This window comes from Streptomyces sp. NPDC004435, from assembly GCF_042873895.1.
GTDB lineage: Bacteria > Actinomycetota > Actinomycetes > Streptomycetales > Streptomycetaceae > Streptomyces.
In genome coordinates this window covers 266,386-289,088 of the sequence record NZ_JBIAMB010000003.1, presented here as the reverse complement: position 1 = coordinate 289,088, position 22,703 = coordinate 266,386, and the positions used below count along the sequence as shown (strand labels likewise).

The window sequence follows — 22,703 nt, the reverse complement described above, 5'->3', positions numbered from 1 at the left end:
CTCGATGCACCACGCCCTGATCGTCGCCCGTATGGCACCGGACTCCGCTCCCGCCATCGCTGACGTGTTCGCCGCCTCCGACCGCGGTGAGCTCCCGCACCTGGTCGGCGTCACCCGCCGCCGCCTGTTCCAGTTCGGCGACGTGTACCTGCACCTCATCGAGTCGGAGCAGGACCCCGGGCCCGCCATCGCGAGACTGACCGGCCACCCGGAGTTCCGGGACGCCAGCGAGAAGCTGTCGGCGTACGTCAGCGCGTACGACCCGGAGACGTGGCGGAGCCCGAAGGACGCCATGGCGCAGTGCTTCTACCGCTGGGAGCGCGACGGAGGGTCCTGACCTCCGAGCCGCCGCACGGCGGGAGAAAACCCGAGGCCGCCCGCCCCGCATGAAGCGGGGCGGGCGGCCTCGGGTTTGGGCGGTCCGTCCGCTCAGAGGGGGACGGTGCACTCGAAGGCGTGCAGGTACGCGTTGACGGGGCGGATCTCGCCGATGACGAGGCCGGCGTCCGTCAGCCGGTCGACCATGCTCTGCCGGGTGTGCTTGGCGCCGCCGACGTTGAGGAGCAGCAGGAGGTCCATCGCCGTCGTGAACTTCATCGAGGGCGTGTCGTCCACGAGGTTCTCGATCACGACGACCCGGGCACCGGGGCGCGCCGCCGCGCGGACGTTGGCGAGCGTCCTGCGGGTGCTCTCGTCGTCCCACTCCAGGATGTTCTTGATGACGTACACGTCGGCCCGGACCGGGATGTCCTCGCGGCAGTCGCCCGCGACGACCCGGACCCGGGAGGCGAGCGCGCCGCCGTCCCGCAGGCGCGGGTCGGCGTTCTCGACGACCCCGGGCAGGTCGAGGAGCGTGCCCTCCAGAGCGGGGTGGCGCTCCAGGAGGCTCGCCAGGACGTGCCCCTGACCGCCTCCGATGTCCGCGACGGAGGTGGCACCGCTCAGGTCGAGGAGGTCGGCGACGTCCTGGGCGGACTGTCGGCTCGACGTGGTCATGGCGCGGTTGAACACGTACGCCGACTCGGGCGCCTGCTCGTTGAGGTACGTGAAGAACTGCTCCTCGTACACGTCCTCGAAGACGTCACGGCCGGAGCGCACCGCCTCGTCGAGCTTCGGCCACACGTTCCAGGTCCACGGCTCCGTGCACCACAGGGCGATGTACCGCAGGCTGTGCGGGTCGTCCTCGCGCAGCAGCCGGGACATCTCCGTGTGCGAGAACGTGCCGTCGGCGTTCTCCGCGAAGACGCCCTGGCAGGACAGCGCGCGGAGCAGGCGGCGCAGCGTCCGCGGCTCGGTCCGGGCCGCGGCGGCCAGGTCCTCCACAGTCGTGGGCGTGTCGCCCAGGGCGTCCGCCACGCCGAGGCGGACGGCGGCGCGGACGGCGGCGGCACAGGCCGCCCCGAACACGAGCTCCCGCAGCCGCATGGGCGGCGGAGGGGCGGGATCGACGGTGGGGGGCACGGGATCGACAGTCGTCATCTGTCACCTTCTCGTCGGTGAGGTGCGAGGGGATGGGGGTGAGGGGGGATGGGGGTGAGGGGGGATGGGGAGGGAGGGGTGGGGATGCGGAGGGTGGGGGAGGGACCGTCAGCACATGCCCGCGGGCTCCGAGACCTCGCAGGTGTTGCCGCGGAACGTGTTGCCCTGACCGGTGTCCCGGTTGGCGAGGTCGGCCGAGCCGTTGCGCAGGACGACGTTGTCGCGGATCTCGTTGCGTTCGTTGAGGGCGCCCACGAAGCTCTTGAAGAGCACGATGCCGCCCGACAGCGGCGAGGTGCCGACGTTGTCCACGATCCTGTTCTCCGTGACCAGCGTCTCCTCGGCGCCGGTCAGGACGATGCCCGAGCCCTGGAGGAAGGGCAGCCGGGGCGTCTTCGGGCAGTGCTTGTTGTTGGCGTGGACGTGGTTCCGGCGCAGGGTCATCGCCCCGGCGCGCGGGGTGGACTCGTCGCCCACCACGAACACGGCGGCGCAGTTGCCGGTCGCCTCGTTGCGCTCGACGGTCAGGTTGCGCAGGCGCCGCACCGTGAGGCCGATGCGGTTCCCGGACACGCGGTTGTGGCTGATGACCGTCCCCTCGGCGTCGACGGCACCCGACTCGGTGTCGGTGGTGTTCGAGACGAACAGTCCGGCGTCGGCGTTGTCCCGGGCGACGTTGTGCTTGAGGACGCTGCGCACGGAGCGCTCCAGGGCGATGCCCCAGTTGCCGTTCTCCTCGGCGGTGACGCGCTGGATCCTCAGCCGGTCGGTCCGCGAGGCCCACAGGCCGTTCCTGGCGAAGCCCCGCAGCTGAAGCGAGCGCACGGTGACGCCCTCCACGGGGCGGTCGGCGGTGCCGGTCACGCAGATGCCGTGGCCGGCACCTGCGCAGGTCTCGTCCGCGGCGGCCTTGTTGGGCGTGAGGACGGTGGGGAGGACGTTCGAGCCGCGCAGGGTCAGGTTCGAGGTGGTGATGCGGACGCTCTCGCGGTAGGTGCCCGGGGAGAGCACGACCGTGTCCCCGGGCTTCGCCGCGTCCACCGCTTTCTGGATCGATTCGCCGGGCTTGACCCGGTGCACCGTCCGATGGTCGGCCACCGGGGCGGCGGCTCCCATTCCCGAGACCACGAGGGTCACGGTGCATGCCAGGTAGGCGATCTGCCGTTTCGTCATACGGCGAAGCTATGAGCGGGTCATCGGCCCCGCCACCGCTGATCGTCCAGGCGGACCTAGGCATACCTCCCTGCGATCCACGCGCCCGGCGTGGCGCGCGGCCACCGGGGGAGAACGTGCCTCCGGCGTGGATCATGGCCCCGCCGGGGGGCGTCACCCCGGCGCGGAAGGTGAGAGGGGTTCGGATGCGTCGCTGGTGGCCTCTGACGGCGATCTGCCTCGGCACCTTCATGCTGCTGCTCGACGTCACGATCGTGATCGTGGCGCTGCCCGCCATGGCGGCGGACCTCCGCACCGACCTCTCCGACGTGGAGTGGGTCGTCGACGTCTACGCGCTGGCCCTGGCGTCCCTGCTGCTCGGTGTCGGGTCCCGCGCCGACCGGATCGGCCGCAGAAAGGTGTACCTCACCGGACTGGCCGTCTTCACCGCGGCGTCGGCGGTCTGCGGCCTCGCCCCGGACGCGGGTGTGCTGATCGGTGCCAGGGCGGTGCAGGGAATGGGCGCCGCCGGCATGTTCGGTACGACGATCGCCCTGCTCGGCTCGCACTACCGCGGCCGGGAGCGGGGCATCGCCTTCGCGGTGTGGGGAGCGACGAACTCCGTCGCGGCGGCGGCCGGGCCGATGGTCGGCGGGCTGCTCACCCAGTACCTGGACTGGCGGTGGATCTTCTTCGTCAACCTGCCGCTCTGTCTGATCGCCACCGTGACGACCTGGCGCTTCGTGGGCGAGGCCAAGGGCCGGCCGCGGGGCGGGCAGCGGGCGGACGTCCTCGGCGTGGTGACGTTCACGGTGGCGAGCGGTTCCCTCACCTTCGGGTTGATCCGAGCCCACTCCGACGGCTGGTCGGCTCCGCTCACCCTCGGTCTGTTCGCGGCGGCGGGCGTCGCCCTCGCCCTCTTCGTCCTGGTGGAGAGGGGGCACGAGGAGCCCGTCCTCGACCTGTCGCTGTTCCGCAGCCCCTCGTTCACCGGCATCATGGTCAGCGCCCTGTTCCTGCAGGGCGCGGCCTTCGCCCATCTGCTCTACGAGTCGCTCTGGATGCAGTCGGTCCTGGGGTACGAGCCGGTCGAGGCGGGTCTCTTCATCCTGCCGATGTGCGCTTCCGCGTTCGCCGCCTCGGCGCTCGCGGGCCGCTTCGGTCCCTGGCCGCCCCGGGTGTCCATCGGGGGCGGGCTCGCGCTCATCGCGCTGGGCTCCGGCATGCAGGCCGGCCTCGACGCGGGGTCCTCCGGGACGAGTCTCGTGGCCGGACTCGTCGTCGCCGGGGTGGGGGTCGGGCTCGTCACGCCGAGCCTCGCGGCGGCGGCGCTGGCCACGGTGCCCCCGGAGCGCGGCGGCATGGTGGGCGGTGCGGTCAACACCTTCCGCCAGCTGGGCTTCGCCCTGGGGGTCGCGGTGTTCGGCCTGATCTTCCAGTCGCGGGTCGAGGGCGTGCTCGCGACCGACGGAGGGATCCCGGACCCGCACGGGACGGCCGCCGCGCTGAGCGGAGGACAGGCCGGGCCGATCGTCGCCGGGCTGCCGGAGGGCGACCGCGCCGCCATGACGGAGCTGGTCCGCGAGGCGTTCGCGTCCGGCCTGAACGCCGTGCTCCTCGTATCGGCGGCGCTGGGCGCGGTCGCCTCGCTGCTCGTGGTCGCGACGGTACGCGTCCCCGCGGGCGGCTTCGAGCACGGCCGGCCCGGGGCGGACCCGAGCCCCCGCGACGGGGAGCCGCGTGCGGACGCCGCCCTCTGACGCGTGAGCCGGCCCCGGGGCGTGCCTCCGCATTCCTTCGACGTGCCTCCGCTGCCTTCGACGTGCCTCAGCCGTCCCCGGGAACGCCTTGGCGGTCCTTCACCCCGAGCAGGGAGCGGGCCACGGTCTCGGGGGTCTGGTTGCGTTCCCGGGCGAGGGTGAGGACGGCACGGCAGGCGAGCTCGTTGACGCCGAAGGTGAGCTGGCCGGGGGAGACCCAGGTGGCGGCCTCGTCGATGCGGTCCTGGTCGTCCTCGGCGCAGGCGGCGACATAGACCGCGGCCGCCTCGAACAGGTTGTGACCCTGTCGTCCGGCGCGGGCCGGCGGGGCGGCTCCGTCCCCGGACGCGCGTCGGGCGGAGGGGAGGAGCTTGCGCAAGCGTTGCGCTATCCGTGCCACGGCCGACCGCCTTTCCCCGGGCCCGGTTGCCCGGTGTTTCCACGGTAGACAGTGAAGTGCCGGGACAGAAGGGGGCGTTGGGGGTTGCGCCCGTCGGCCGGCGGGAACGCGCACCCGACGAGGGAGTCCGGCGCGTCCCGCGAGGCGGGGCCTTTCCCGTCGCGCGCTCCGCCGGCGCCTGCCTCAGTCCTCCCGTCGCGCGCTCCGCCGACGCCTGCCTCAGTCCTCCCGTACCGCCAGGGCGAGGAAGCGGGCGTCCTCGTCCACGTACGACACGAGCCGCCAGCCGGCCTCGGCGAGGACGGCGCGCAGCCGGGGCTCGGCGCGGAGGTCGTCCGGGGTGATCCGCCGTCCGTGCCGGGCGGCGAGCGCGGCGCGCCCGATCGGGTGGAAGAGCGCGAGACGGCCCCCGGGCCGCACCACTCGGGCGAGTTCGCGCAGGTCGGTGACCGGATCGGCCAGGTGGGAGACGAGGCCGCCACCGAAGACCGCGTCGAGGCCGCCGTTCCGGAGCGGCAGCCTGCCGACGTCGGTGAGGAGCAGGGCCCCGGCGCCCGTACCGCCTCCGCGTCCGGCCCGTACCGCCTCCGCGAGCATCTCCGGGGTGAGGTCCGCGCCGATCACGGTCCCCGAAGGCCCGACGGCGGTACGCAGCGGGGGCAGCGCCCTGCCCGTGCCGCAGCCCGCGTCGAGCACCGCGTCGCCGGGGCGGAGGCCCAGTTCGGCGACGGCGGCGGCGTAGGCGGGGCCGTCGTCGGGGAAACGGCTGTCCCAGCCGGCCGCGCGGGTGGCGAAGAACGCTCGGACATCTGTGGGGTCATCGCTCATGAGCCCATGATCGCCCACCCCCGCGTGTGAACGTTCTGTGTGCACGTTCGAACGCCGTCCGGTCGAACCGGTACTTCTCTCCGTCATATTCCAACAGCTTTCGAAATGCGCCCCCGGTGCGCCCCCCTGTGCGCACTAGCGTCCCCGAGTCATGGGACACCTGGACCACGCCACCTTCGGCTGGCTGACACCTGTGCTGTCGTACGCGATGGCCTGCATAGGCGCCGCCCTCGGGCTGCGCTGCACCGTCCGCGCGCTCGACGCGACCGGCCGCTCACGACGGAACTGGCTGCTCACCGCCGCCTCCGCGATCGGCACGGGCATCTGGACCATGCACTTCGTGGCCATGCTCGGCTTCGGCGTCACCGGCACCGACATCCGCTACGACGTACCGCTCACCATCCTCAGCCTCGTCATCGCGATGGGCGTCGTGGGCGTCGGGGTCTTCGCCGTCGGCTACGGGCGCGACCGTATTCGATCACTCCTGATCGGAGGGCTGACGACCGGGATCGGCGTGGCGAGCATGCACTACATGGGCATGGCCGCCCTCCGGCTCCACGGCACCGTCCACTACGACCCGCTGCTCGTCGCCCTCTCGGTCCTCATCGCGGTGGTCGCCGCCACCGCGGCCCTGTGGGCGGCCCTCAACATCCACGCGCCGCTCGCGGTCGCGCTCGCCTCCCTCGTCATGGGAGCGGCCGTCAGCAGCATGCACTACACGGGCATGCTCGCCGTCGGGGTGGAGGTCGTCCCCTCCGCCGCGGACCTCCCCGGCGCCACGGTCATGCAGTTCATCTTCCCGCTCGCCGTCGGCCTCGGCTCCTACCTCTTCATCACCTCCGCCTTCGTGGCCCTCTCCCCGACGGCCAGGGAGCGCGCCGCGTACGCCTCGGCCGAAAGCCTCACCGAACCGGACGAGCGCGCCGTCGACGTGGCCCCGCCCGGCTTCCGCGCCGCCAGGAACGCCGTCCGCACGCCGACCCCCTGACCGCCGCCCCCGCCCCCTCCCGCCGTCCCGCGCCTTTCCCCGCCCCGCCCCCTTCCCTCGTGCTCCTGCCCGTCCCCCCGTCCCCCTCCTCCCGTCCCCCTCCTCCCGTCCCCTTCCAGCCCCGATCTGCCCCCTCAGCCGGAACGAGGAGCCCATGCGAACTCCCCGCAAGAACCAGGACGCCGCGGCGCCCGCGCCGCCGGCGACCGCACGCGGGCGGCGCGCGCACGCCGGGCCGCCCGCCGACGAACCGGAACCACGGACCGCCGACCCGGGGCCGGGCACCCTGCCCGGCGCCGACGCCCCGGCGGACGACCATGCGGTCGGCAGGGCGGACCGTGTGGCGGACGGCAGGGCAGCCCGCGTGGCGGACGGCATGGCTGATGGCCGAGCGGACGGCGGAGCGGACAGAACAGGGAGTGGCGTCGCGGAGGGCGGTGCCGTGGACCGTCCGGCGCACGCCCCCGCCGAACGGGCCCCGGGGCGAGGGCTGCGGCCCCGCACCGTGCGCGCCAAGATCGTCTCGCTCCTCATGGTCCCGGTCGTCTCCCTCCTCGCGCTCTGGGGCTTCGCCACCGTCACCACCGCCCAGGACATGGCACGGATCCGCCAGCTCCAGCGCGTCGACGCCGACATCCGGCAGCCCGTCTCCGCCGCCGTCGCCGCCCTCCAGGAGGAACGCCGGGCCGCCCTCCGGCAGATCGCGGCCCCGGGCGCCGGGCGCGCCGCCGAGCTCAAGGACCGGATCCGCCGCACCGACGAGGCCGTCGCCCGGCTCCGCCTTGGCGACGGCCACACCGTCGCCGACTCCGGCGACCTGCCCGCCGACGTCGCCCGGCGCGTCGGCGCCTTCGTCCGCGAGTCCCAGGGCATCACCCGGCTTCGCGCGGGCGCCGCCGAGGGCGAGGGCGACTGGGACCGCGTGTACGCCGCGTACACCACCGCCGTCTCGGCGGGCTTCGCCGTCGGCGGAGCCCTCAGCGGCATCCAGGACACCGGACAGGGCTCCCACGCGCGCGTGCTCCTCGAACTCGCCCGCGCCGATGAGATGCTCGCCCGCGAGGACGTCCTCCTCGGCTCCGCCCACCTCACCGGCCGGCTGACCGCCGCCCACCAACGCGCCTTCACCGGCGCCGCCGAGACCCGCCGCACGCTGCTCGCCTCGGCCGCCGCCGACCTGCCCGCGGCCGGCCGCGCCGCCTGGACCCGGCTCACCGGCGACCCCGACCACGCGCGGCTCACCACCGCCGAGGACCGCGTCGCCGACGCCGCCGACGGCCGCCCCGCCGCCCAGGCCGCGCCCTCCGCCGACTGGGACCCCGCCCTCGCCGCCGTACGCACCGGACTGGCCGCCGTCGACACCGAGGCGCGCGCCGCCGCTGCCGACGACACCGGCGCCTTCGCGGGCGGGATCCTCACCCCCGCCGGCGCCGCCGTCGTCCTCGGCCTCGCCGCCGTCGCCGCCTCCCTCGTCATCTCGGTACGGATCGGCCGCGGGCTCGTCATCGAACTCGTCAGCCTCCGCAACACCGCCCTCGGCATCGCCCGCCGCAAACTCCCCGCCGCCATGGACCGGCTGCGTGCCGGGGAGGAGATCGACGTCCAGGCCGAGGCCCCGCCGGGGCCCCCGCCCCAGGACGAGATCGGACAGGTCGGAGAGGCCCTCACCACCGTCCACCGGGCCGCCCTCTCCGCGGCCGTCGAGCGCGCCGAGCTGGCCAGCGGCATCTCCGGGGTCTTCGTCAACCTCGCCCGCCGCAGCCAGGTCCTCGTCCACCGCCAGCTCAACCTCCTGGACAGCATGGAGCGGCGCGCCGACGACCCGGCCGAACTCGGCGACCTCTTCCGCCTCGACCACCTGACCACCCGGATGCGCCGCCACGCCGAGAGCCTGATCATCCTCTCCGGCGCCGCCCCCGGCCGCGCCTGGCGCATGCCGGTCCTCCTCACCAACGTCGTCCGCGCCGCCGTCTCCGAGATCGAGGACTACGCGCGCGTGGAGGTGCGCGGGCTCCCCGAGACCGCCGTGGCGGGCGGAGCCGTCGCCGACCTCACGCACCTCCTCGCCGAGCTCATCGAGAACGCGGCACAGTTCTCCCCGCCCCACACGAAGGTCCGGGTCAGCGGCGAACCCGTCGGCAACGGCTACGCGCTGGAGATCGAGGACCGCGGGCTCGGCATGGGCAAGGACAGCCTCACGGAGGCCAACGCCCGCATCGCCCAGTCGGAGGCCCTCGACCTCTTCGACAGCGACCGGCTCGGTCTCTTCGTCGTCAGCCGGCTCTCCTCGCGGCACGCGATCAAGGTGCACCTGCGGCCCTCCCCGTACGGCGGCACCACCGCCGTCGTCCTGCTGCCCACCGAGCTCCTCCAGGGCACCCACCCGACCGGCCCCGCCCCCGTCGACCACGCGGCCGAGGAGACCGCCGCGCCCACGGACACCGCCGAGCGGGGCGAGGACCGGGCCGCCCGTGAACGAGCGGAGGCCCACCGCGCCGAGGCCCGCCGCTTCACCACCCCTCCGGCCGGCCCCCGCACCCCCCCGACCTCCGGCGGCGCTCCCAAGCCCCCCGCGGGCACCCCGGGGGCGCCGAGCACCTCCGCCACGCCCACGCCCACGCCCCCACCCCCGCAGCCCGACCGGCCGCCGGCCCGGCCGCGCCCGACGGCTGTCCCGGCGCTCGCCCCGCGCCCCGAACCCGCCCGACCCGACCCCGTACCGGCGGGCGTGACGACCCTCCGCCCGCGCGCCCACGCCGTACCGCCGCAACAGCACGAGCCGTCGTCGGCCCGTCGCGACCAGGGGGCCGGAGAAGCCGACGGCGACGCGGGACTGCCCCGCCGCATCCGGCAGGCGAGCCTCGTGCCGCAGTTGCGGGAGGTGCCCGCGCCGGTCCCCGCGCCCGCCCCCGCGTCCCCCGGCGCGCCGGAGCGGACCCCCGAGGAGGTACGCGACCGGATGGCCGCCTACCGCGACGGCTGGCAGCGCGGCGGCGGCCCCGCGCCGGGCACCCGACGCCCCCTCGGCGGCGGCGCCCCCGAGGCGTCCGTGACGACGGCCGGAACCGCACCGGGCCGCCTCTCCCGTCCGTACGTCGACGCCGGCCCCCCGCCCACGCCACGCGACACCGCCCCCGGCACCCCGGGAGAGGCCCCGTACGACCCGCGGAGCGACGCACGCGCGCGTACCGACCTCGGCCCCTACTTCGGCGCCCGCGCCAACCCGCCCCAGGACCCCCGATCCGAAGGAGACGACGCATGATCGACCACGAGAGGATCTCCCACCACCGCTCCGGCGAACTCGACTGGCTCCTCGACGAACTGGTGACCCGGGTCCGCGAGGTCCGGCACACCGTGGTGCTCTCCGGCGACGGCCTCCCGGTCGGCGCCTCCAGCGGACTCAGCCGCGAGGACGCCGAGCACCTCGCCGCCATCGCCTCCGGCTTCCACAGCCTCGCCAAGGGCGCCGGACGCCAGTTCCACACCGGCGGCGTCCGCCAGACCATGGTCGAGATGGACGACGGCTTCCTCTTCGTCGCCGCCGCGGGCGACGGTTCCTGCCTGGCCGTCCTCAGCTCCGTCAGCGCCGACATCGGCCTCATCGCCTACGAGATGGCACGGCTCGTGAAACGCGTCGGCGAGCACCTGCACACCCCGCCCCGGCTCTCGGTGACCCCGCCGGCCGCCGGCTGACCGGAGACTCCCATGACCATGGACAGCACCGGCGACACCGCGGCCGACACCACCGGCGGCGGCCCGCCGGCGCCGGGCAGCCAGTGGTACGACGCCGACGCCGGACCGCTCGTCCGGCCGTACGCGATGACCGGCGGCCGCACCAAACCCGGCCCCAGCAACGTGCGGTTCGACCTCATCGCCCTCGTCGTCGTCGACGACGACCCGCCGGGCCCGGCCGAGGAGGCCGTCCTCGGCCCCGAACACCGCGCCCTGCTCGCCCTCTGCCGGGCCGAGACCCAGTCCGTGGCCGAACTCGCCGCCGACGCCGACCTGCCCGTGGGCGTGGTCAGGGTCCTTCTCGGCGACCTCCTCGAATCGGGCTTCGTACGCGTCAGCCGGCCCGTACCGCCCGCCCAGCTCCCCGACGAACGCATCCTGAGAGAAGTGATCGATGGCCTACGAGCGCTCTGACCGCACCGGCGCGGACGGCGGCGACGACACCGCTCTCGCCCTGAAGATCCTCGTCGCGGGCGGCTTCGGCGTCGGCAAGACCACCCTGGTCGGCGCCGTCAGCGAGATCCGCCCGCTGCGCACCGAGGAGCGGCTCAGCAGGGCCGGTGAACTCGTCGACGACACCGGGGGAGTGGACCGGAAGACCACCACCACCGTGGCCATGGACTTCGGCCGGATCACGATCCGCGCGGGCCTGTCCCTCTACCTCTTCGGCACCCCCGGACAGGACCGCTTCTGGTTCCTGTGGGACGAGCTCTCCCAGGGCGCCCTGGGAGCCGTCGTCCTCGCCGACACGCGCCGCCTGGAGGACTGTTTCCCGGCGGTCGACTACTTCGAGCACCGGAAGATCCCGTTCGTGGTCGCGGTCAACTGCTTCGAGGGCGCCCGCTCCTACGGGGCGCAGGACGTGTCCCGCGCCCTCGACCTGGACCAGGGCACGCCCGTGGTCCTCTGCGACGCGCGCGACCGGGACTCGGGCAAGGAGGTCCTCATCCGGGTCGTCGAGTACGCCGGGCGCATGCACACCGCCCGGCTCCTCGACACGGTCGGCTGAACCCGCGGGCGTCGGCCTGCCGGTCGGCCATACGCGCTGGGGCGGGCACGCCGGTCGGCCTGACGGGCTGGGGCGAGCCATGCCGGTCGGCCCCACCTGTCGGGGCGGCCTCTCGGTCGGACATGCCGGGGCGTCCTCTCGGTCGGCCGAACCGGCCGGGGCGGTCTGCCGATCGGCCGAACCCGCTGGCGGGCGGTCAGCCGGCCCGAAGCGGCCCGCCGGAGGCGTCAGTCGGAGACCCCGCCCGCCGAGGCCACCTTCTCGATCGTCACCCGGACGACGAGCTCTCCCGGCACCCCGTTGCGGGCGCCGAACTCCGCCGCGCGGTCCTCGCCCATGTAGCGACCGCCGATGACGGTCGCCCAGTGGATCAGCTCCAGCGGGTCCTCGCTCAGCTCGGCCCGGCCGCTCAGGGTGACGTACGAGAACGGCGGGGCGTCGTCGTCCACGCAGAGCGAGACCCGGCCGTCCCGGGCGAGGTTGCGGCCCTTCACCGTCTCCTTCCCGGTGTTGAACACGAAGGAGTCGCCGTCGAGCACGAACCACACCGGCACGACGTGCGGGCTGCCGTCCGCCCGGACGGTCGCGAGCTTGCCGGTACGGGTTCCCCGGGACACGAAGTCCCGCCACTGGTCCTCGGTCATTCTCGTCATGACCCCATCGTGCGGTACGGGCGGCCGGACGGCGGCACACCCGGGCCGACCGGGGTGCTTGCCCTGTCCACGACAGTGCGTAAGGCTTGCCGCGACACGCGGTCCGTACCGGCGTACACGGGCACGGGGCCCGGCCGGCGCGACCGCACCGACGAGGGGGAGGACCACCGCATGGCGCTGGACAAGGGGCTCGACTGGCTCCTGGACGATCTGACCCGCAGGGTGGGGCCGATACGCCACGCCCTGGTGCTGTCGAACGACGGTCTGGTGACCGGCGCGAGCAGCGAACTCGCGCGGGAGGACGCGGAGCACCTCGCCGCCGTCTCCTCCGGGCTGCACAGCCTGGCGCGTGGCTCCGGCCGGCACTTCCGGGCCGGCCGTGCCCGGCAGACGATGGTCGAGTTCGACGAGGCCCTGTTGTTCGTCACCGCGGCCGGTGACGGCAGCTGCCTCTGCGTGCTGAGCGACGCGGAGGCCGACGTCGGCCAGGTCGCGTACGAGATGACGCTCCTGGTCAACCGGGTCGGCGAGCACCTGGGCGTCTCCGCGCGGCAGCCCGGCGGGCCCACCTCCTGACGGTTGTCCACAGGCCGTTGTCCACAGGTGGTGCCGTGATCGTCACTCTGCGTTACCTTCGTGGTGTCGGGTTCGCCGGAACCCGAGCCGGTCGGCAGGCCGGGCGGACGAGTGGGGGAGGCGGCGGACACCATGACGGTGGATCAGACGACGGTGAACCAGGCGATGGTGGACCGGACGGCGATGGACCGGGCGGCGATGGATCGGACGACGGCGGCCGGGCGGCCGATGGAGGAGACGGCGCGGACGGTGACGCCGGCGCGGGCCGCGCAGGAGCTGGAGCTGAGGCGCGAAGAGTTCCGGCTCGCCGTGCGGATGGGGCTGATCAGGACGGTCCCGCTCCAGGTGCCGCACCCGGCCCCGGATCCGGGCGCACCACCGGCCCGGGACCGGGGGAGCGGGAAGGACCGGGCTCCCGAGCGGCGCCCGGTCGAGCGTGCCGAGCTCGACCGGCTCAAGGCGGCCCCGGACTTTCCCGACGGCCTCCGTGAGCGCGTCAGGACCATCGGGGCGGGAGAGGCCGCCGGCCTCCTCTCCATCACCCATGACCGGTTCACCAGGCTGGCCCGCACGGGCCACCTGAGCCCGGTCCGCTTCTACCTCAACCGCTACCGTTCGGTGATCTGGCTGTACGTGGCGGCCGAGGTCACCGCCTTCGGTGCCGCGCACCCCGCCCTGCTCACCGGCCGGCTGCCGGTGGAGGTGCGCGAGCGGGCCGCGGCCGACGACCTGCGGGCCAGGAACTGGCGCTCCCGCAACCTCGGGTTGCTGCTGCGCGCCACCGACGATCCATGGGTCCGGGCGGCGGCGATCGCCTCGCTGCTCGACCCGGTGCAGCTCGCGGAGGTCGTCGACGACCCCTACGAGCGCAACCACCTCGACCGGCTCCGACCGGCCCCGCCGCCGGGCTTCCCGGTCGCCGGCGCCTCCCGCGAGATCGCCGACCGGCTCGTCCGCGCCGACGACCCGGACGAGATCCTCTGGCACCGGATGAGCCTGGTCCTGGCGCTGGACGAGGCCCGCGCCGCCTGCCAGGCGCCGCACCCGGGGGACCGGGTCCGACCGAAGGCGGAGCCGCCGGTGCCCGTGGAGCCGGTGACGGAGCCGCCGATCCCGGTGGGGCCGGTGTCGGAGCCTGGGAGGTCGCGTGCGGCGGCGGCGGCCCGTCCGCGTGGCGGGGCGCCCCGCCCACCGGGCCGGGCCCCGCTCCCCGGGCGCCCCGGGCTGCTGACGCGGATCCGGCGCTCGCTCCCGGGCCGGAGGGCCGGGTCCGGCTGGGGCGAGCGGCGGGACTGGGGGTAGAGCCTGCCCTGGGCCTGCGGGTGCGGCGGCGGGGAGGTCCGGTGACGATGGGGGCATGTTGCTGGCCCGGGTCGCGGAGGTCTCCCTCCAGGTCGCCGCCGCCTCGGCGAGGTCGCGGAAGACCGCCCTGCTCGCCGAGCTCTTCGCCGAGGCCACGCCCGAGGAGAGCCTCCTGGTCATCGCCTACCTCTCGGGCCGGCTGCCGCAGGGTCGCATCGGGGTCGGCTGGAGCACGCTGAAGGAGGTCGTGCCGCCTGCGGTGCCCCCGGCGGCCGCGCCGGCGCTGACCCTGGCCGAGGTGGACGCGGCGATGGACGAGCTGGCGGCCGTGGCCGGTCCCGGCTCCCAGGCGGAACGGACGCGCCGCGTCAGGGAGTTGTGCGCGGCGGCGACCGTCGAGGAGCAGGAGCTGCTGGTGCGCCTGCTCTCCGGCGAGGTGCGGCAGGGTGCGCTCGACGCCGTCGCGTTGGAGGGCGTCGCCAAGGCCGCGGAGGTGCCGGCCGCCGAACTGCGGCGGGCCGTGATGCTGGAAGGCTCGCTGCCGCCGGTGGCGCAGGCGGTCCTCGCGGACGGGCGGGCCGCCCTGGACCGGTTCACCCTGCGGGTCGGCCGGCCCGTGCAGCCGATGCTCGCGCACACGGCGGGATCCGTCGTCGAGGCGGTGGAGGCGCTGGGGCCGTGCGCGGTCGAGGAGAAGCTGGACGGCATCCGGATCCAGGTGCACCGCGACGAAGCGGAGGTACGGGTCCACACGCGCTCGCTCGACGACATCACCGCCCGCCTGCCGGAGGTCGTGGCCGTCGCCCGCGAGGTTCCGTCGGAGTTGTTCATCCTCGACGGCGAGCTGATCGCCCTCGACCCCGCCACCGGCCGCCCGGCGGCCTTCCAGTCCATCGCCGGGCGAGTCGGCTCCCGCACCGACGTCACCGGCGCCCGCGCCGCTCTCCCGCTGACCCCGGTCTTCTTCGACGTCCTCGCCGCCGACGGCGAGCCCCTCGTCGACCGTCCCGGCCGCGCCCGGAACGCGGTCCTCGCACGACTGCTGCCCGCGGAGCGCCGGGTCCGCCGCTTCGAGGTGACGGCCCCCGACGACCCGGCGCAGCGGCAGGCGGCCGAGCGGTTCCTCGCCGACACCCTGGCCCGGGGCCACGAAGGCGTCCTCCTCAAGGCGCTCGACGCGCCCTACGTGGCGGGCCGGCGAGGCCGCACCTGGCTCAAGGTGAAGCCCGTGCACACGGTCGACCTCGTCGTCCTCGCCGCCGAGCGGGGCCACGGCCGTCGCACCGGCTACCTGTCCAACCTCCACCTCGGCGCCCGCACGGGCGACGGCGGCTTCGTCATGCTCGGCAAGACCTTCAAGGGGCTCACCGACCAGATGCTCGGCTGGCAGACCACCCGCCTGAGCGAGCTGGCCGTCGAGGACGACGGCTTCACCGTGACGGTCCGCCCCGAACTGGTCGTGGAGATCGCGTACGACGGTCTCCAGCGCTCCACCCGCTACCCGGCCGGCATCACCCTCCGCTTCGCCCGGGTCCTCCGCCACCGCCCGGACAAGTCCGCGGCCGAGGCCGACACCGTCGACTCGCTCCTCGCCGCGGGCTGACGGCGGCGGGACGGGAGCCGTCGACGCGGCGGGGCACGAGGGGGATGCTGGAAGGTGGCAAGCCTGCCGCGAGGAGATGAGCGACGTGTACGACTTGCACATCGACACCGACGTCACCGTCCAGCTGAGCGACTGCCGCCAGGAGGACGCGCGGGCCGTGTTCGAGGTCCTCGACCACTACTACCGGCTGGAGGACCTGGAGCCCCCGAGCCCTTCCGGCACGACGCCGGTCGCCACCGTGTGGATGGCCACCTTCGACACCTCCGGCGGACAGCGTGAGGAGGTGCGACCCCCTCGGCTCGCCGGCAAGGTCGGTGCCTTGCTGACCGGCGGATACCAAGCCGTCTCCGAGGTCGAGAAGGTGCTCGCCGCCGGCTTCGACATCGAGTCCCACCAGGCGGTCTCCGGCGACCAGGAGACCGAGGCGCGACTGCTCCTCGCCTCCCGCTGACCGCGCCGCGCCGGCCTTGGCCGGCGAAGGCGTGACAGGGACACCCCGGGCGGAGCGGACGGGCGCCGCCCGGGGCCGAGCCATGCCCGGAGGGGGACGGGCGTAGCGGGGGAGGTGTGCTCTCCCGGAAGGGGAGACCCCCCTTCCGGCCCCGGTATACACCGTGTGTAGAGTTCACGTCGGCCATTTGGCGCACCTGCCCTGACCAGGCGGTGCGTGGCCACGACGCACACGAAACCGGGGAAAGCGGGTACCACCATGTTCCGATCCAGGCCGGGCCGCCGCGGTGGGAGGACCGCCGCCCTGCTCGCCGCCGCCACGCTCATGCTCACGCTGGGCGGCTGCGCCATGGACACTGTGACGCCGCAGGAGGCGCGGGCCGAGTCAGGGGACGACGGCAAGGCGGGCACCGAGACCCGCCGGGTCGACTGCGCCGAGGTGAAGTGCATCGCGCTCACCTTCGACGCCGGTCCCGGCAAGGACACGCCGCACCTGCTCGACATCCTCAAGGAGAAGCAGGTCCCGGCCACCTTCTTCCTCCTCGGGCGCAAGCACGTCGACCGCTACCCGAAGGTCGTCCGGCGCATCGCGGACGAGGGCCACGAGGTCGCCAACCACACCTGGACGCACCAGATCCTCACCGACCTCGACGAGGCCGAGGTGCGCGAGGAGCTGTCCCGGACCCAGGACGCCATCGAGAAGATCACCGGCCGCAAGCCCGTCCTCATGCGCCCGCCCCAGGGTCGCACCGACTCCACCGTCGGCGACGTCAGCCGCGAGCTGGGCCTCGCCCAGATCCTCTGGAGCATCACGGCCAAGGACTACTCCACCACCGACTCGGGTCTGATACGCGAACGCGTCCTCACCCAGGCACACCGCGACGGCATCATCCTGCTCCACGACATCTACGACGGCACCGTCCCCGCCGTCCCCGAGATCATCGACGAACTCCGGAACCGCGGCTACACCTTCGTCACCGTCCCCGAACTGCTCGCCCCCGGCACCGCCCGCGCGGGAGCCGTCTACCGGCCCGAGAAGGACTGACGACCGCCACCGGGCCCGCCCCGCGGCAGGTGAGCCGACTCACACCGTTCACCCCGGACCGCCCGGAACATTCGGAAAAGGTCCGCCGTTCTCCTTTATGTGACGGCGGAGGGGCCCGGTCCCCAGGTTCCCCCCCAGAGTGGACCGCCCTTCGCCCGTCATGGTGATCGGCCCCGGCTGGAATCCCCCGTCCAGCCGGGGCCTCACCATGTCCGGGGGCATCCCCGAGGGTGTGTCCACGGCATGCCCGGGTCCAGCTCCGGAGCTGCGCGCGCACGGCGCCCGAGGGGCGCGCGCAACGGCGCGTTCGACCCGTTCGAGTGACCTCGGGCATGGCCGCCGTGGTCACGGGCAGTGATCGTTCGGGCCGGCCGGCGATCATCCTCCGGCCCGCCGACCAGGCACCGCGCCACGGCGCGAAGGGGGACTCATGCCGCTCGCCACCACACCGCTCGCCCGCCGTGCCGTGCCGGCCGCCGCCGCGCTGGCCCTGCTCACCGGCTGTACCTCCGTCGGCCCCGACCTGCAACATCGGGCCGCCGTCCCGGTCGCGCGCACGGAGCAGGACGCGCTCCTCAAGGCGGCGGAGCGGCGCTTCGTCGACGACTGCCTCGCCGGGCGCGGCATCCAGGCGACCGCCGAGCCCCGCGCACCCGCCGAGGACCGGACCCTCCAGGTCGCCCTCTTCGGCACCGGCCCGCGCGAACTCTCCGTGACGCTCGCCACCGGAGCCACCGTCACCGCGCACAGCGACGGTTGCCTCGCCGTCGCCCGCGACCGCCTCTACGGCGACCAGTACCGCTGGTTCCGCGCGCAGGTCGTCGTCGACAACCTCCGCGCCGAGGCCCAGGCGCGCTACCGGGACGATCCCGCCCACAGGGCCGCCCTCGACCGCTGGACCGCGTGCGTCGCACCGCCCGGCCGGCCCCGGCCCGCCCGACCCGACCCCGTGGACGCCGCCCGCTGCGCGCGGGAGACCGGCCTCGACGAGACCCGCGCCCGCCTGGAGCGCGCCGAGCTGACCGAGGTGCGCACCCTGCACCGCGACGAGCTCACCACCTACCGGCAGTTGCGCGACCGCGCGCTGCTGCGGGCGGTCCGACTGCCCGCGCCCACCCCACCACGGAAAGGCAACGCCCCCTCGTGAAGCGCATCCTGGCCACCACGGCCGCCGCCCTGCTCGCCCTCACCACCGGCCTCGCCGTCGCCGGCCCCGCCACCGCCGCCGAATGCCCCTCCGGCCACTTCTGCGTCTGGCAGGAAGCGAACTTCGGCGGGCAGCGGGCCAACTGGAGCGGTGACGACGGCTGGTGGGAGAGCTGGATCTCCGACACCGACTCCTCCTGGGCCAACCACGGCATCTCCGGCCCCGGCATCAAGGACCACGTCCGCGTCTACGAGAACGCCTGGCAGGGCGGGAGCATGACCATCTGCCTCGCGCCGGGACAGGAGGTGGGGTACAACGGCGCGGCCAACGACCGCGGCGACTCCCACATCTGGGCGACCGGCTGCTGATCCCGGCCCCGGCGCGCCCCCGGTCACGGGGTGCGCCGGGCCCCCGGGTGCCGCAGGGCCGAGGCCAGCATCAGACCGGCGCCCCGCACCACGCTGGTCGCCGGGTCGTTGGCCAGCCGCACTCGGCCGCGCAGCACCTGCGCGAGCCGCGCGGTCACGTCGAGGCGGAGCGCGCCGCCGCCGGTCACCAGCACCCCGCGGCGCAGCGCACCGCGGACCGCGCCGGTGCCGTCCTCGCGCCACATGTCGCTGACCATGTCGGCGGCCGTGCCGGCCACCGCCTCCGGCACCCCGCCGTGCGCGGGCGGATCGTCCACGCCGAGCTCCGCGAGCCGGGCGTCCTGCACCTGTCCGTCCACGACCAGCGTGACCTCGGTCAGCCGGGCGCCGAGGTCCACCACGAGCAGCGGACCGCCGCCGGGCGGAGCCGCGTAGGCGGCCGCGGCGCGGGCGCTGTCGACGGCGATCACCCGGACGGGGCCGAGCCCGTCGACCACCCGGCGGACCGCCTCGCGCTCGGCGGGGGCGGCGAGCACCGGATGGGTCAGCATCACGACGGTGTCGTGGCTCGGGCCGCCTGGGGCGGAGGCGGCCAGTCGCTTGAGGAGCAGCAGCTGGGAGGAGTCGTCCGCCGCCCCGTCGCGCCGGACGGCCGCACTCGGCACGTCGGCGAAGACGCCCGCCCCCGGGGCCCAGGCCCGTGTCCGTGAGCTGCCGATGTCGAGGGCGATCCCCCGTACCGGCCGCCGCGCGTCCAGGTGGGTGCCACCCGCTCCGTACGATCCCATCGCTTCCGTCCATTCCCTGTCGGCCCACTGATTACGAGGCCGATCCGCGCCCACACTATGCAGGATCCGCAGCGGGAACGCCATGGTGCTTCAGGATCGAAGGATCATGGTCGGGCTCGGGTCAGGCCGAGGCGCCGAGCCAGAGGTCCGGGCCGAAGACCTCGTAGTGGACGTCGGCCGGGGCGACGCCGGAGGCGACGAGGTCCCCGCGGACCGCCCGCAGGAAGGGGAGCGGACCGCAGAGGTAGGCGCTCGTGCCGGCCGGGAGCTCCAGCGCGGTCACGTCGGCGCGGCCCGCGCGGGCTCCGGACGCGCCCGGCTCCTCGTACCAGAGGTGCAGGCTCCCCTCCGGGAGCCTGCCGACGAGCGCGCGCAGCTCCTCGGCGTGGGCGTGCGCGTCGGGGGAGCGGTCGGCGTGCACGACGACGACCGGGCGCCCGGCGCCGGTGGCGGCCAGGTGGTCGAGCATGGCGAGCATCGGGGTGCTGCCGATGCCCGCGGAGGCGAGCAACAACGGGCCGTCGCCCTCGGGCAGCACCAGGTCGCCGAAGGGCGCGGAGACCTCCAGGAGGTCACCGGCGGTGGCGTGGGCGTGGAGCTGGTTCGAGACCTCGCCCGCCGGGTCGCCGTCGACCCGCTTCACCGTGATCCGCCACGTGGGGCGGCCGGGGGCGGAGGAGAGGCTGTACTGGCGGATCTGGTGGGCGCCGTCCGGGAGCGCGACGCGCACGCTCACGTACTGGCCGGGCAGGAAGCGGGGCAGCGGCGAGCCGTCCGGGTCCGTGAGCGTGAGGGAGACGGTGTCGGCGGTCTCCTCGCGCCGCTCGGCGATCCGTACCGGGCGCCAGACCCGGCCGTCCTCGACGCCCGCCTCCTGGTAGAGGCGGCTCTCCAGGGCGATGAGCGCGTTCGCCATCAGCCAGTAGACCTCGTCCCACGCCCGGGCGACCTCGGGGGTGACGGCCTCGCCGAGCACCTCGACGATCGCGGCGAAGAGGTGCTCGTGCACGATCTTGTACTGGTCAGCGGTGACACCGAGCGAGGCGTGCTTGTGCGCGATGCGGGAGAGCAGGGTGTCGGGGCGGGTGTCGGGGTGCTCCAGGAGGGCGACGGCGAACGCGGCTATGGAGCCGGCGAGCGCCTTGCGCTGGTCGCCGCTGGCCTGGTTGCCCCGGTTGAAGAGGTCGCGCAGGAGCTCGGGACGGGCGGCGAAGAGACGCCCGTAGAAGCGCTCGGTGATCGCGTCGAGTGCTCCGCCGACGGCGGGCAGCGTGGCGCGGACGACGGGAACGGCCTGCTCGGACAGCATCGGAACTCTCAATCTGGTAGATGATCTACGCATTTAAAGCGAAGGTGTATCCGGGGCGACGCCGGTGGCGTCACCCCGGGGGGCCGGCGGTCACGCCGGAGGGCGGGGAGTGAGGGAGAGCAGGACCGGGCCGGTCGGGGACCGTACGAGATCGGCCACCGTCAGCGGGTCGAGCGTGCGGTAGAAGGCGTCCTGCGCCTCCCGCAGCGCGCCCCGCAGCCGGCAGGCCGCCCGCAGCGGGCACGGCGGGTCGGCCTCGCAGCCGACGACCTCCTCCTCGCCCTCCAGCGTCCTGGTCAGCCAGCCCACCGAGGAGCGCCGGCCGAAGTCGGTGAGCGCGAGCCCGCCCCCGCGTCCGCGCCGGGCCTCCACCACGCCGAGGTGCTGGAGCCGGGTGACCACCTTCGCCATGTGGGCGTGCGGCACGGCCATCTCCTCCGCCACCGTGCGCGTGGTGACGGGCTCCTCGTCGGCGGCGACGGCCAGGCGCATCACGGCGCGCAGGGCCAGGTCGGTGAACTTGGTCAACCTCACGAACCGACCGTATCAAAGCGGTATCCCGGACTCGCATTAAGGGTGCGGTCCGGGATACGGGGTCGCTCGTCGAGGCGGAACGGCTCAGGCGAGGATCTTGGTCTTCGCCTGCTGGAACTCCTCCTCGGAGATCGCGCCCTTCGCCCTGAGGTCCGCGAGCCGAGCCAGCTCGTCCGTCGTGCTCGTGGTGGCGTTCGCCGCGGCCTGGGTGCCGGCCGTCTGCCGGATGTACTCCTGGAAGCGGGATTCCGCCTCCTTCGCCTGCTTGGCGTCACGGAGGCCCATGCCCTTGCCGCGGGCGATGACGTAGACGAGGACGCCCAGGTAGGGCAGCAGGATGCAGAAGATGAGCCATCCCGCCTTGCCCCAGCCGTTCAGATCGTGGTCCCGGAAGATGTCCGTGATGACCTTGAAGAGCAGGAAGAGCCACATGATCCAGAGGAAGAACCACAGCATCGTCCAGAAGACGTTCAGGAGGGGGTAGTCGTCCATTCCTGCGCACTCCGTTCCCTCGCGGCCGGGAGGGCCGCGCGTTGGAGCGAGTCTCACCCGTCCGGCCCGACCCCGCATGTCGTGGAGGTCCGTCCGGGCTCCGCGTGCGACCCGCCCGGCGCCGTGTTCGGATGGGAACTCCCGTGCGCGGACGGCGGTCCGCGGGGACGACGAGGAGCGGAGTGCCATGGGACCGGTGGAATGTGTCGTGCTCGCCTTTCCGGGGGAGCGGCTGAAGGTGTCGGCCGTCGCCGCGATCGCCGAGCTCCGCAAGGAGGGACAGGTCCGTCTGATCGACTCGCTCGTGGTGGTCAGGGCGTCGGGCGGGGAGGTCTCCACCTCCGAACTGATCGAGTACGACGAGTTCGACGAGGCCACGGCGGAGATCGGCCCGGAGGCGAACCTCCTCGGCCCCGAGGACGCGGCCGAGGTCGCCCAGTCGCTGGAGCCGGGCTCCTGCGCGCTGATGCTGCTGGTCGAGCACATCTGGGCCGCGCGGGCGGCCGAGGCGATCCAGGAGGCGGGCGGCCGCGTCGCCGCCCGCGTCCCGGTCCCCGACGCCCATGTGGAAGCGGCGCGTGCCGCCTACGAGGAGGCGGTCACCGCGGCCGCCGGAAGGAGCTGACCGGCATGTTCATGCGACGACGCCCCCTCGCCCGCCCGGTGATCCGGCCGGCGGGAGCCCCGCTGCTGCGCGGCGCGCTCGTCGGCGGAGCCGCGTACGCCGCCGGCCGCAGCGCCGCCAGGGCCTCCCGCCGCGAGCAGGACCAGGAGCAGGCCATCGCCGACCTCCAGTCGCAGCAGGCCCAGCAGCCGCAACAGGCCCCACAGTTCCAGTCCCCGCCGCCGGCCGCCGCGCCGCCCCCGCCCCCACAGCCCGCGTCGGCGCCCCAGACGGGCGGACAGGACCCCGGAGGACTCACGGAGCAGCTGACCCGCCTCGCCGCACTGGTCGAGCGGGGACTGCTCACCCCCGAGGAGTTCGCCGCGGCGAAGGCCAAGCTGCTCGGAGTCTGAGCAGTGCGCGGGCGCCAGGGTGCGGAACCAGAGCAGCGGGCGTCGGGGCGCGGGACTCGGGCAGCCGGCGA

General features: G+C 74.4%; 25 protein-coding genes. 16 read left to right on the top strand and 9 right to left on the bottom strand.

Going from position 1 to position 22,703, the window contains the following annotated elements; all coding sequences use genetic code 11:
* Positions 1 to 4 precede the first annotated feature (4 nt).
* Entirely contained in the window at positions 5 to 337 is a 333-nt protein-coding gene (locus tag ACFYT9_RS06910) for a TcmI family type II polyketide cyclase (protein WP_387279989.1), read from the top strand.
* Positions 338 to 429: 92 nt separating this feature from the next.
* On the opposite strand, the gene ACFYT9_RS06905 is transcribed toward ACFYT9_RS06910, so the two are convergent.
* Both ACFYT9_RS06905 and ACFYT9_RS06900 read right to left on the bottom strand, forming a co-directional pair.
* Complete coding sequence (locus ACFYT9_RS06905) at positions 430 to 1,479, bottom strand: methyltransferase (RefSeq protein ID WP_376603222.1); 1,050 nt, start codon at positions 1,477 to 1,479, stop codon at positions 430 to 432.
* A gap of 108 nt (positions 1,480 to 1,587) precedes the next feature.
* The gene (locus tag ACFYT9_RS06900) at positions 1,588 to 2,652 is read right to left on the bottom strand and encodes a nitrous oxide reductase family maturation protein NosD (protein WP_387272309.1); all 1,065 of its coding nucleotides are present in this window, start codon (positions 2,650 to 2,652) and stop codon (positions 1,588 to 1,590) included.
* 185 nt (positions 2,653 to 2,837) lie between these two features.
* Here ACFYT9_RS06900 and ACFYT9_RS06895 point away from each other — a divergent pair, with 185 nt between their 5' ends.
* A complete protein-coding gene (locus tag ACFYT9_RS06895; protein WP_389161415.1) occupies positions 2,838 to 4,391 on the top strand; it encodes an MFS transporter in 1,554 nt (517 codons plus the stop codon).
* 67 nt (positions 4,392 to 4,458) lie between these two features.
* On the opposite strand, the gene ACFYT9_RS06890 is transcribed toward ACFYT9_RS06895, so the two are convergent.
* Positions 4,459 to 4,770 carry a hypothetical protein gene (locus ACFYT9_RS06890; RefSeq protein WP_389161413.1) on the bottom strand — a complete coding sequence of 104 codons (312 nt, stop codon included), beginning with the start codon at positions 4,768 to 4,770 and terminating at the stop codon, positions 4,459 to 4,461.
* Positions 4,771 to 5,010: 240 nt separating this feature from the next.
* Positions 5,011 to 5,619, bottom strand: coding sequence for a methyltransferase domain-containing protein (locus ACFYT9_RS06885; RefSeq protein WP_389161411.1), 609 nt, complete (start codon positions 5,617 to 5,619; stop codon positions 5,011 to 5,013).
* 151 nt (positions 5,620 to 5,770) lie between these two features.
* On the opposite strand from ACFYT9_RS06885, the gene ACFYT9_RS06880 reads away from it, so the two are divergent.
* The 5 genes from ACFYT9_RS06880 to ACFYT9_RS06860 all read left to right on the top strand — a co-directional run bounded on the left by ACFYT9_RS06880 (position 5,771) and on the right by ACFYT9_RS06860 (position 11,348).
* On the top strand, positions 5,771 to 6,607 hold the full coding sequence (locus ACFYT9_RS06880) for an MHYT domain-containing protein (RefSeq protein WP_376603217.1): 837 nt from the start codon (positions 5,771 to 5,773) through the stop codon (positions 6,605 to 6,607).
* Between the two features lie 154 nt (positions 6,608 to 6,761).
* Positions 6,762 to 9,869, top strand: a complete 3,108-nt coding sequence (locus ACFYT9_RS06875; RefSeq protein WP_389161409.1) for a nitrate- and nitrite sensing domain-containing protein — start codon at positions 6,762 to 6,764, stop codon at positions 9,867 to 9,869.
* Positions 9,866 to 10,300 (top strand): roadblock/LC7 domain-containing protein, encoded by a 435-nt coding sequence (locus ACFYT9_RS06870; protein WP_376604940.1) that lies wholly within the window; start codon positions 9,866 to 9,868, stop codon positions 10,298 to 10,300. Before ACFYT9_RS06875 ends, ACFYT9_RS06870 begins: the two co-directional genes overlap by 4 nt.
* A 12-nt stretch (positions 10,301 to 10,312) precedes the next feature.
* Positions 10,313 to 10,753 (top strand): DUF742 domain-containing protein, encoded by a 441-nt coding sequence (locus tag ACFYT9_RS06865; RefSeq protein WP_389161407.1) that lies wholly within the window; start codon positions 10,313 to 10,315, stop codon positions 10,751 to 10,753.
* The gene (locus tag ACFYT9_RS06860; protein WP_376604936.1) at positions 10,734 to 11,348 is read left to right on the top strand and encodes an ATP/GTP-binding protein; all 615 of its coding nucleotides are present in this window, start codon (positions 10,734 to 10,736) and stop codon (positions 11,346 to 11,348) included. The genes ACFYT9_RS06865 and ACFYT9_RS06860 overlap by 20 nt, the downstream gene beginning before the upstream one ends.
* Positions 11,349 to 11,575: 227 nt before the next feature.
* Here ACFYT9_RS06860 and ACFYT9_RS06855 read toward each other — a convergent pair whose 3' ends face one another.
* Complete coding sequence (locus ACFYT9_RS06855; RefSeq protein WP_387272297.1) at positions 11,576 to 12,001, bottom strand: PPOX class F420-dependent oxidoreductase; 426 nt, start codon at positions 11,999 to 12,001, stop codon at positions 11,576 to 11,578.
* Positions 12,002 to 12,172: 171 nt separating this feature from the next.
* On the opposite strand from ACFYT9_RS06855, the gene ACFYT9_RS06850 reads away from it, so the two are divergent.
* The 7 genes from ACFYT9_RS06850 to ACFYT9_RS06820 all read left to right on the top strand — a co-directional run bounded on the left by ACFYT9_RS06850 (position 12,173) and on the right by ACFYT9_RS06820 (position 18,492).
* A complete protein-coding gene (locus ACFYT9_RS06850; RefSeq protein WP_387272295.1) occupies positions 12,173 to 12,577 on the top strand; it encodes a roadblock/LC7 domain-containing protein in 405 nt (134 codons plus the stop codon).
* 132 nt (positions 12,578 to 12,709) lie between these two features.
* Positions 12,710 to 13,879, top strand: coding sequence for a DUF6397 family protein (locus ACFYT9_RS06845; protein WP_389161405.1), 1,170 nt, complete (start codon positions 12,710 to 12,712; stop codon positions 13,877 to 13,879).
* 55 nt (positions 13,880 to 13,934) lie between these two features.
* Positions 13,935 to 15,482, top strand: coding sequence for an ATP-dependent DNA ligase (locus tag ACFYT9_RS06840; RefSeq protein WP_389161403.1), 1,548 nt, complete (start codon positions 13,935 to 13,937; stop codon positions 15,480 to 15,482).
* A 76-nt stretch (positions 15,483 to 15,558) separates the two neighbouring features.
* Entirely contained in the window at positions 15,559 to 15,933 is a 375-nt protein-coding gene (locus ACFYT9_RS06835) for a hypothetical protein (protein WP_389161401.1), read from the top strand.
* A gap of 258 nt (positions 15,934 to 16,191) precedes the next feature.
* Positions 16,192 to 16,977: a polysaccharide deacetylase family protein gene (locus ACFYT9_RS06830; RefSeq protein ID WP_387272287.1), complete on the top strand. Its 786-nt coding sequence runs from the start codon at positions 16,192 to 16,194 to the stop codon at positions 16,975 to 16,977.
* A gap of 430 nt (positions 16,978 to 17,407) precedes the next feature.
* Positions 17,408 to 18,124: a hypothetical protein gene (locus tag ACFYT9_RS06825; protein ID WP_389161399.1), complete on the top strand. Its 717-nt coding sequence runs from the start codon at positions 17,408 to 17,410 to the stop codon at positions 18,122 to 18,124.
* Positions 18,121 to 18,492, top strand: a complete 372-nt coding sequence (locus ACFYT9_RS06820; RefSeq protein WP_389161397.1) for a peptidase inhibitor family I36 protein — start codon at positions 18,121 to 18,123, stop codon at positions 18,490 to 18,492. Before ACFYT9_RS06825 ends, ACFYT9_RS06820 begins: the two co-directional genes overlap by 4 nt.
* 23 nt (positions 18,493 to 18,515) lie before the next feature.
* Here ACFYT9_RS06820 and ACFYT9_RS06815 read toward each other — a convergent pair whose 3' ends face one another.
* The 4 genes from ACFYT9_RS06815 to ACFYT9_RS06800 form a co-directional block, all read right to left on the bottom strand.
* Positions 18,516 to 19,280: a rod shape-determining protein MreC gene (locus ACFYT9_RS06815; protein WP_389161395.1), complete on the bottom strand. Its 765-nt coding sequence runs from the start codon at positions 19,278 to 19,280 to the stop codon at positions 18,516 to 18,518.
* A gap of 121 nt (positions 19,281 to 19,401) precedes the next feature.
* Complete coding sequence (locus ACFYT9_RS06810) at positions 19,402 to 20,589, bottom strand: globin domain-containing protein (protein ID WP_389161393.1); 1,188 nt, start codon at positions 20,587 to 20,589, stop codon at positions 19,402 to 19,404.
* A 90-nt stretch (positions 20,590 to 20,679) separates the two neighbouring features.
* Positions 20,680 to 21,123 (bottom strand): RrF2 family transcriptional regulator, encoded by a 444-nt coding sequence (locus tag ACFYT9_RS06805; RefSeq protein WP_376605748.1) that lies wholly within the window; start codon positions 21,121 to 21,123, stop codon positions 20,680 to 20,682.
* Between the two features lie 84 nt (positions 21,124 to 21,207).
* Entirely contained in the window at positions 21,208 to 21,615 is a 408-nt protein-coding gene (locus tag ACFYT9_RS06800; protein ID WP_389161392.1) for an SHOCT domain-containing protein, read from the bottom strand.
* Positions 21,616 to 21,802: 187 nt separating this feature from the next.
* Between ACFYT9_RS06800 and ACFYT9_RS06795 the strand changes: the two genes are divergently transcribed.
* Together ACFYT9_RS06795 and ACFYT9_RS06790 are read left to right on the top strand one after the other, a co-directional pair.
* Positions 21,803 to 22,240 carry a DUF6325 family protein gene (locus ACFYT9_RS06795; protein WP_387272275.1) on the top strand — a complete coding sequence of 146 codons (438 nt, stop codon included), beginning with the start codon at positions 21,803 to 21,805 and terminating at the stop codon, positions 22,238 to 22,240.
* A 5-nt stretch (positions 22,241 to 22,245) separates the two neighbouring features.
* Positions 22,246 to 22,632, top strand: coding sequence for an SHOCT domain-containing protein (locus ACFYT9_RS06790; RefSeq protein ID WP_387272273.1), 387 nt, complete (start codon positions 22,246 to 22,248; stop codon positions 22,630 to 22,632).
* The last annotated feature ends 71 nt before the right edge of the window (positions 22,633 to 22,703 follow it).

Bases quoted from the DNA above. Each gene is read 5' to 3' on its own strand.
- ACFYT9_RS06910 (WP_387279989.1), top strand. From the start codon at position 5: ATGCACCACGCCCTGATCGTCGCCCGTATGGCACCGGACTCCGCTCCC.
- ACFYT9_RS06905 (WP_376603222.1), bottom strand. From the start codon at position 1,479: ATGACGACTGTCGATCCCGTGCCCCCCACCGTCGATCCCGCCCCTCCG.
- ACFYT9_RS06900 (WP_387272309.1), bottom strand. From the start codon at position 2,652: ATGACGAAACGGCAGATCGCCTACCTGGCATGCACCGTGACCCTCGTG.
- ACFYT9_RS06895 (WP_389161415.1), top strand. From the start codon at position 2,838: ATGCGTCGCTGGTGGCCTCTGACGGCGATCTGCCTCGGCACCTTCATG.
- ACFYT9_RS06885 (WP_389161411.1), bottom strand. From the start codon at position 5,619: ATGAGCGATGACCCCACAGATGTCCGAGCGTTCTTCGCCACCCGCGCG.
- ACFYT9_RS06880 (WP_376603217.1), top strand. From the start codon at position 5,771: ATGGGACACCTGGACCACGCCACCTTCGGCTGGCTGACACCTGTGCTG.
- ACFYT9_RS06875 (WP_389161409.1), top strand. From the start codon at position 6,762: ATGCGAACTCCCCGCAAGAACCAGGACGCCGCGGCGCCCGCGCCGCCG.
- ACFYT9_RS06870 (WP_376604940.1), top strand. From the start codon at position 9,866: ATGATCGACCACGAGAGGATCTCCCACCACCGCTCCGGCGAACTCGAC.
- ACFYT9_RS06865 (WP_389161407.1), top strand. From the start codon at position 10,313: ATGACCATGGACAGCACCGGCGACACCGCGGCCGACACCACCGGCGGC.
- ACFYT9_RS06860 (WP_376604936.1), top strand. From the start codon at position 10,734: ATGGCCTACGAGCGCTCTGACCGCACCGGCGCGGACGGCGGCGACGAC.
- ACFYT9_RS06855 (WP_387272297.1), bottom strand. From the start codon at position 12,001: ATGACGAGAATGACCGAGGACCAGTGGCGGGACTTCGTGTCCCGGGGA.
- ACFYT9_RS06850 (WP_387272295.1), top strand. From the start codon at position 12,173: ATGGCGCTGGACAAGGGGCTCGACTGGCTCCTGGACGATCTGACCCGC.
- ACFYT9_RS06845 (WP_389161405.1), top strand. From the start codon at position 12,710: ATGACGGTGGATCAGACGACGGTGAACCAGGCGATGGTGGACCGGACG.
- ACFYT9_RS06840 (WP_389161403.1), top strand. From the start codon at position 13,935: ATGTTGCTGGCCCGGGTCGCGGAGGTCTCCCTCCAGGTCGCCGCCGCC.
- ACFYT9_RS06835 (WP_389161401.1), top strand. From the start codon at position 15,559: ATGAGCGACGTGTACGACTTGCACATCGACACCGACGTCACCGTCCAG.
- ACFYT9_RS06830 (WP_387272287.1), top strand. From the start codon at position 16,192: ATGTTCCGATCCAGGCCGGGCCGCCGCGGTGGGAGGACCGCCGCCCTG.
- ACFYT9_RS06825 (WP_389161399.1), top strand. From the start codon at position 17,408: ATGCCGCTCGCCACCACACCGCTCGCCCGCCGTGCCGTGCCGGCCGCC.
- ACFYT9_RS06815 (WP_389161395.1), bottom strand. From the start codon at position 19,280: ATGGGATCGTACGGAGCGGGTGGCACCCACCTGGACGCGCGGCGGCCG.
- ACFYT9_RS06810 (WP_389161393.1), bottom strand. From the start codon at position 20,589: ATGCTGTCCGAGCAGGCCGTTCCCGTCGTCCGCGCCACGCTGCCCGCC.
- ACFYT9_RS06800 (WP_389161392.1), bottom strand. From the start codon at position 21,615: ATGGACGACTACCCCCTCCTGAACGTCTTCTGGACGATGCTGTGGTTC.
- ACFYT9_RS06795 (WP_387272275.1), top strand. From the start codon at position 21,803: ATGGGACCGGTGGAATGTGTCGTGCTCGCCTTTCCGGGGGAGCGGCTG.
- ACFYT9_RS06790 (WP_387272273.1), top strand. From the start codon at position 22,246: ATGTTCATGCGACGACGCCCCCTCGCCCGCCCGGTGATCCGGCCGGCG.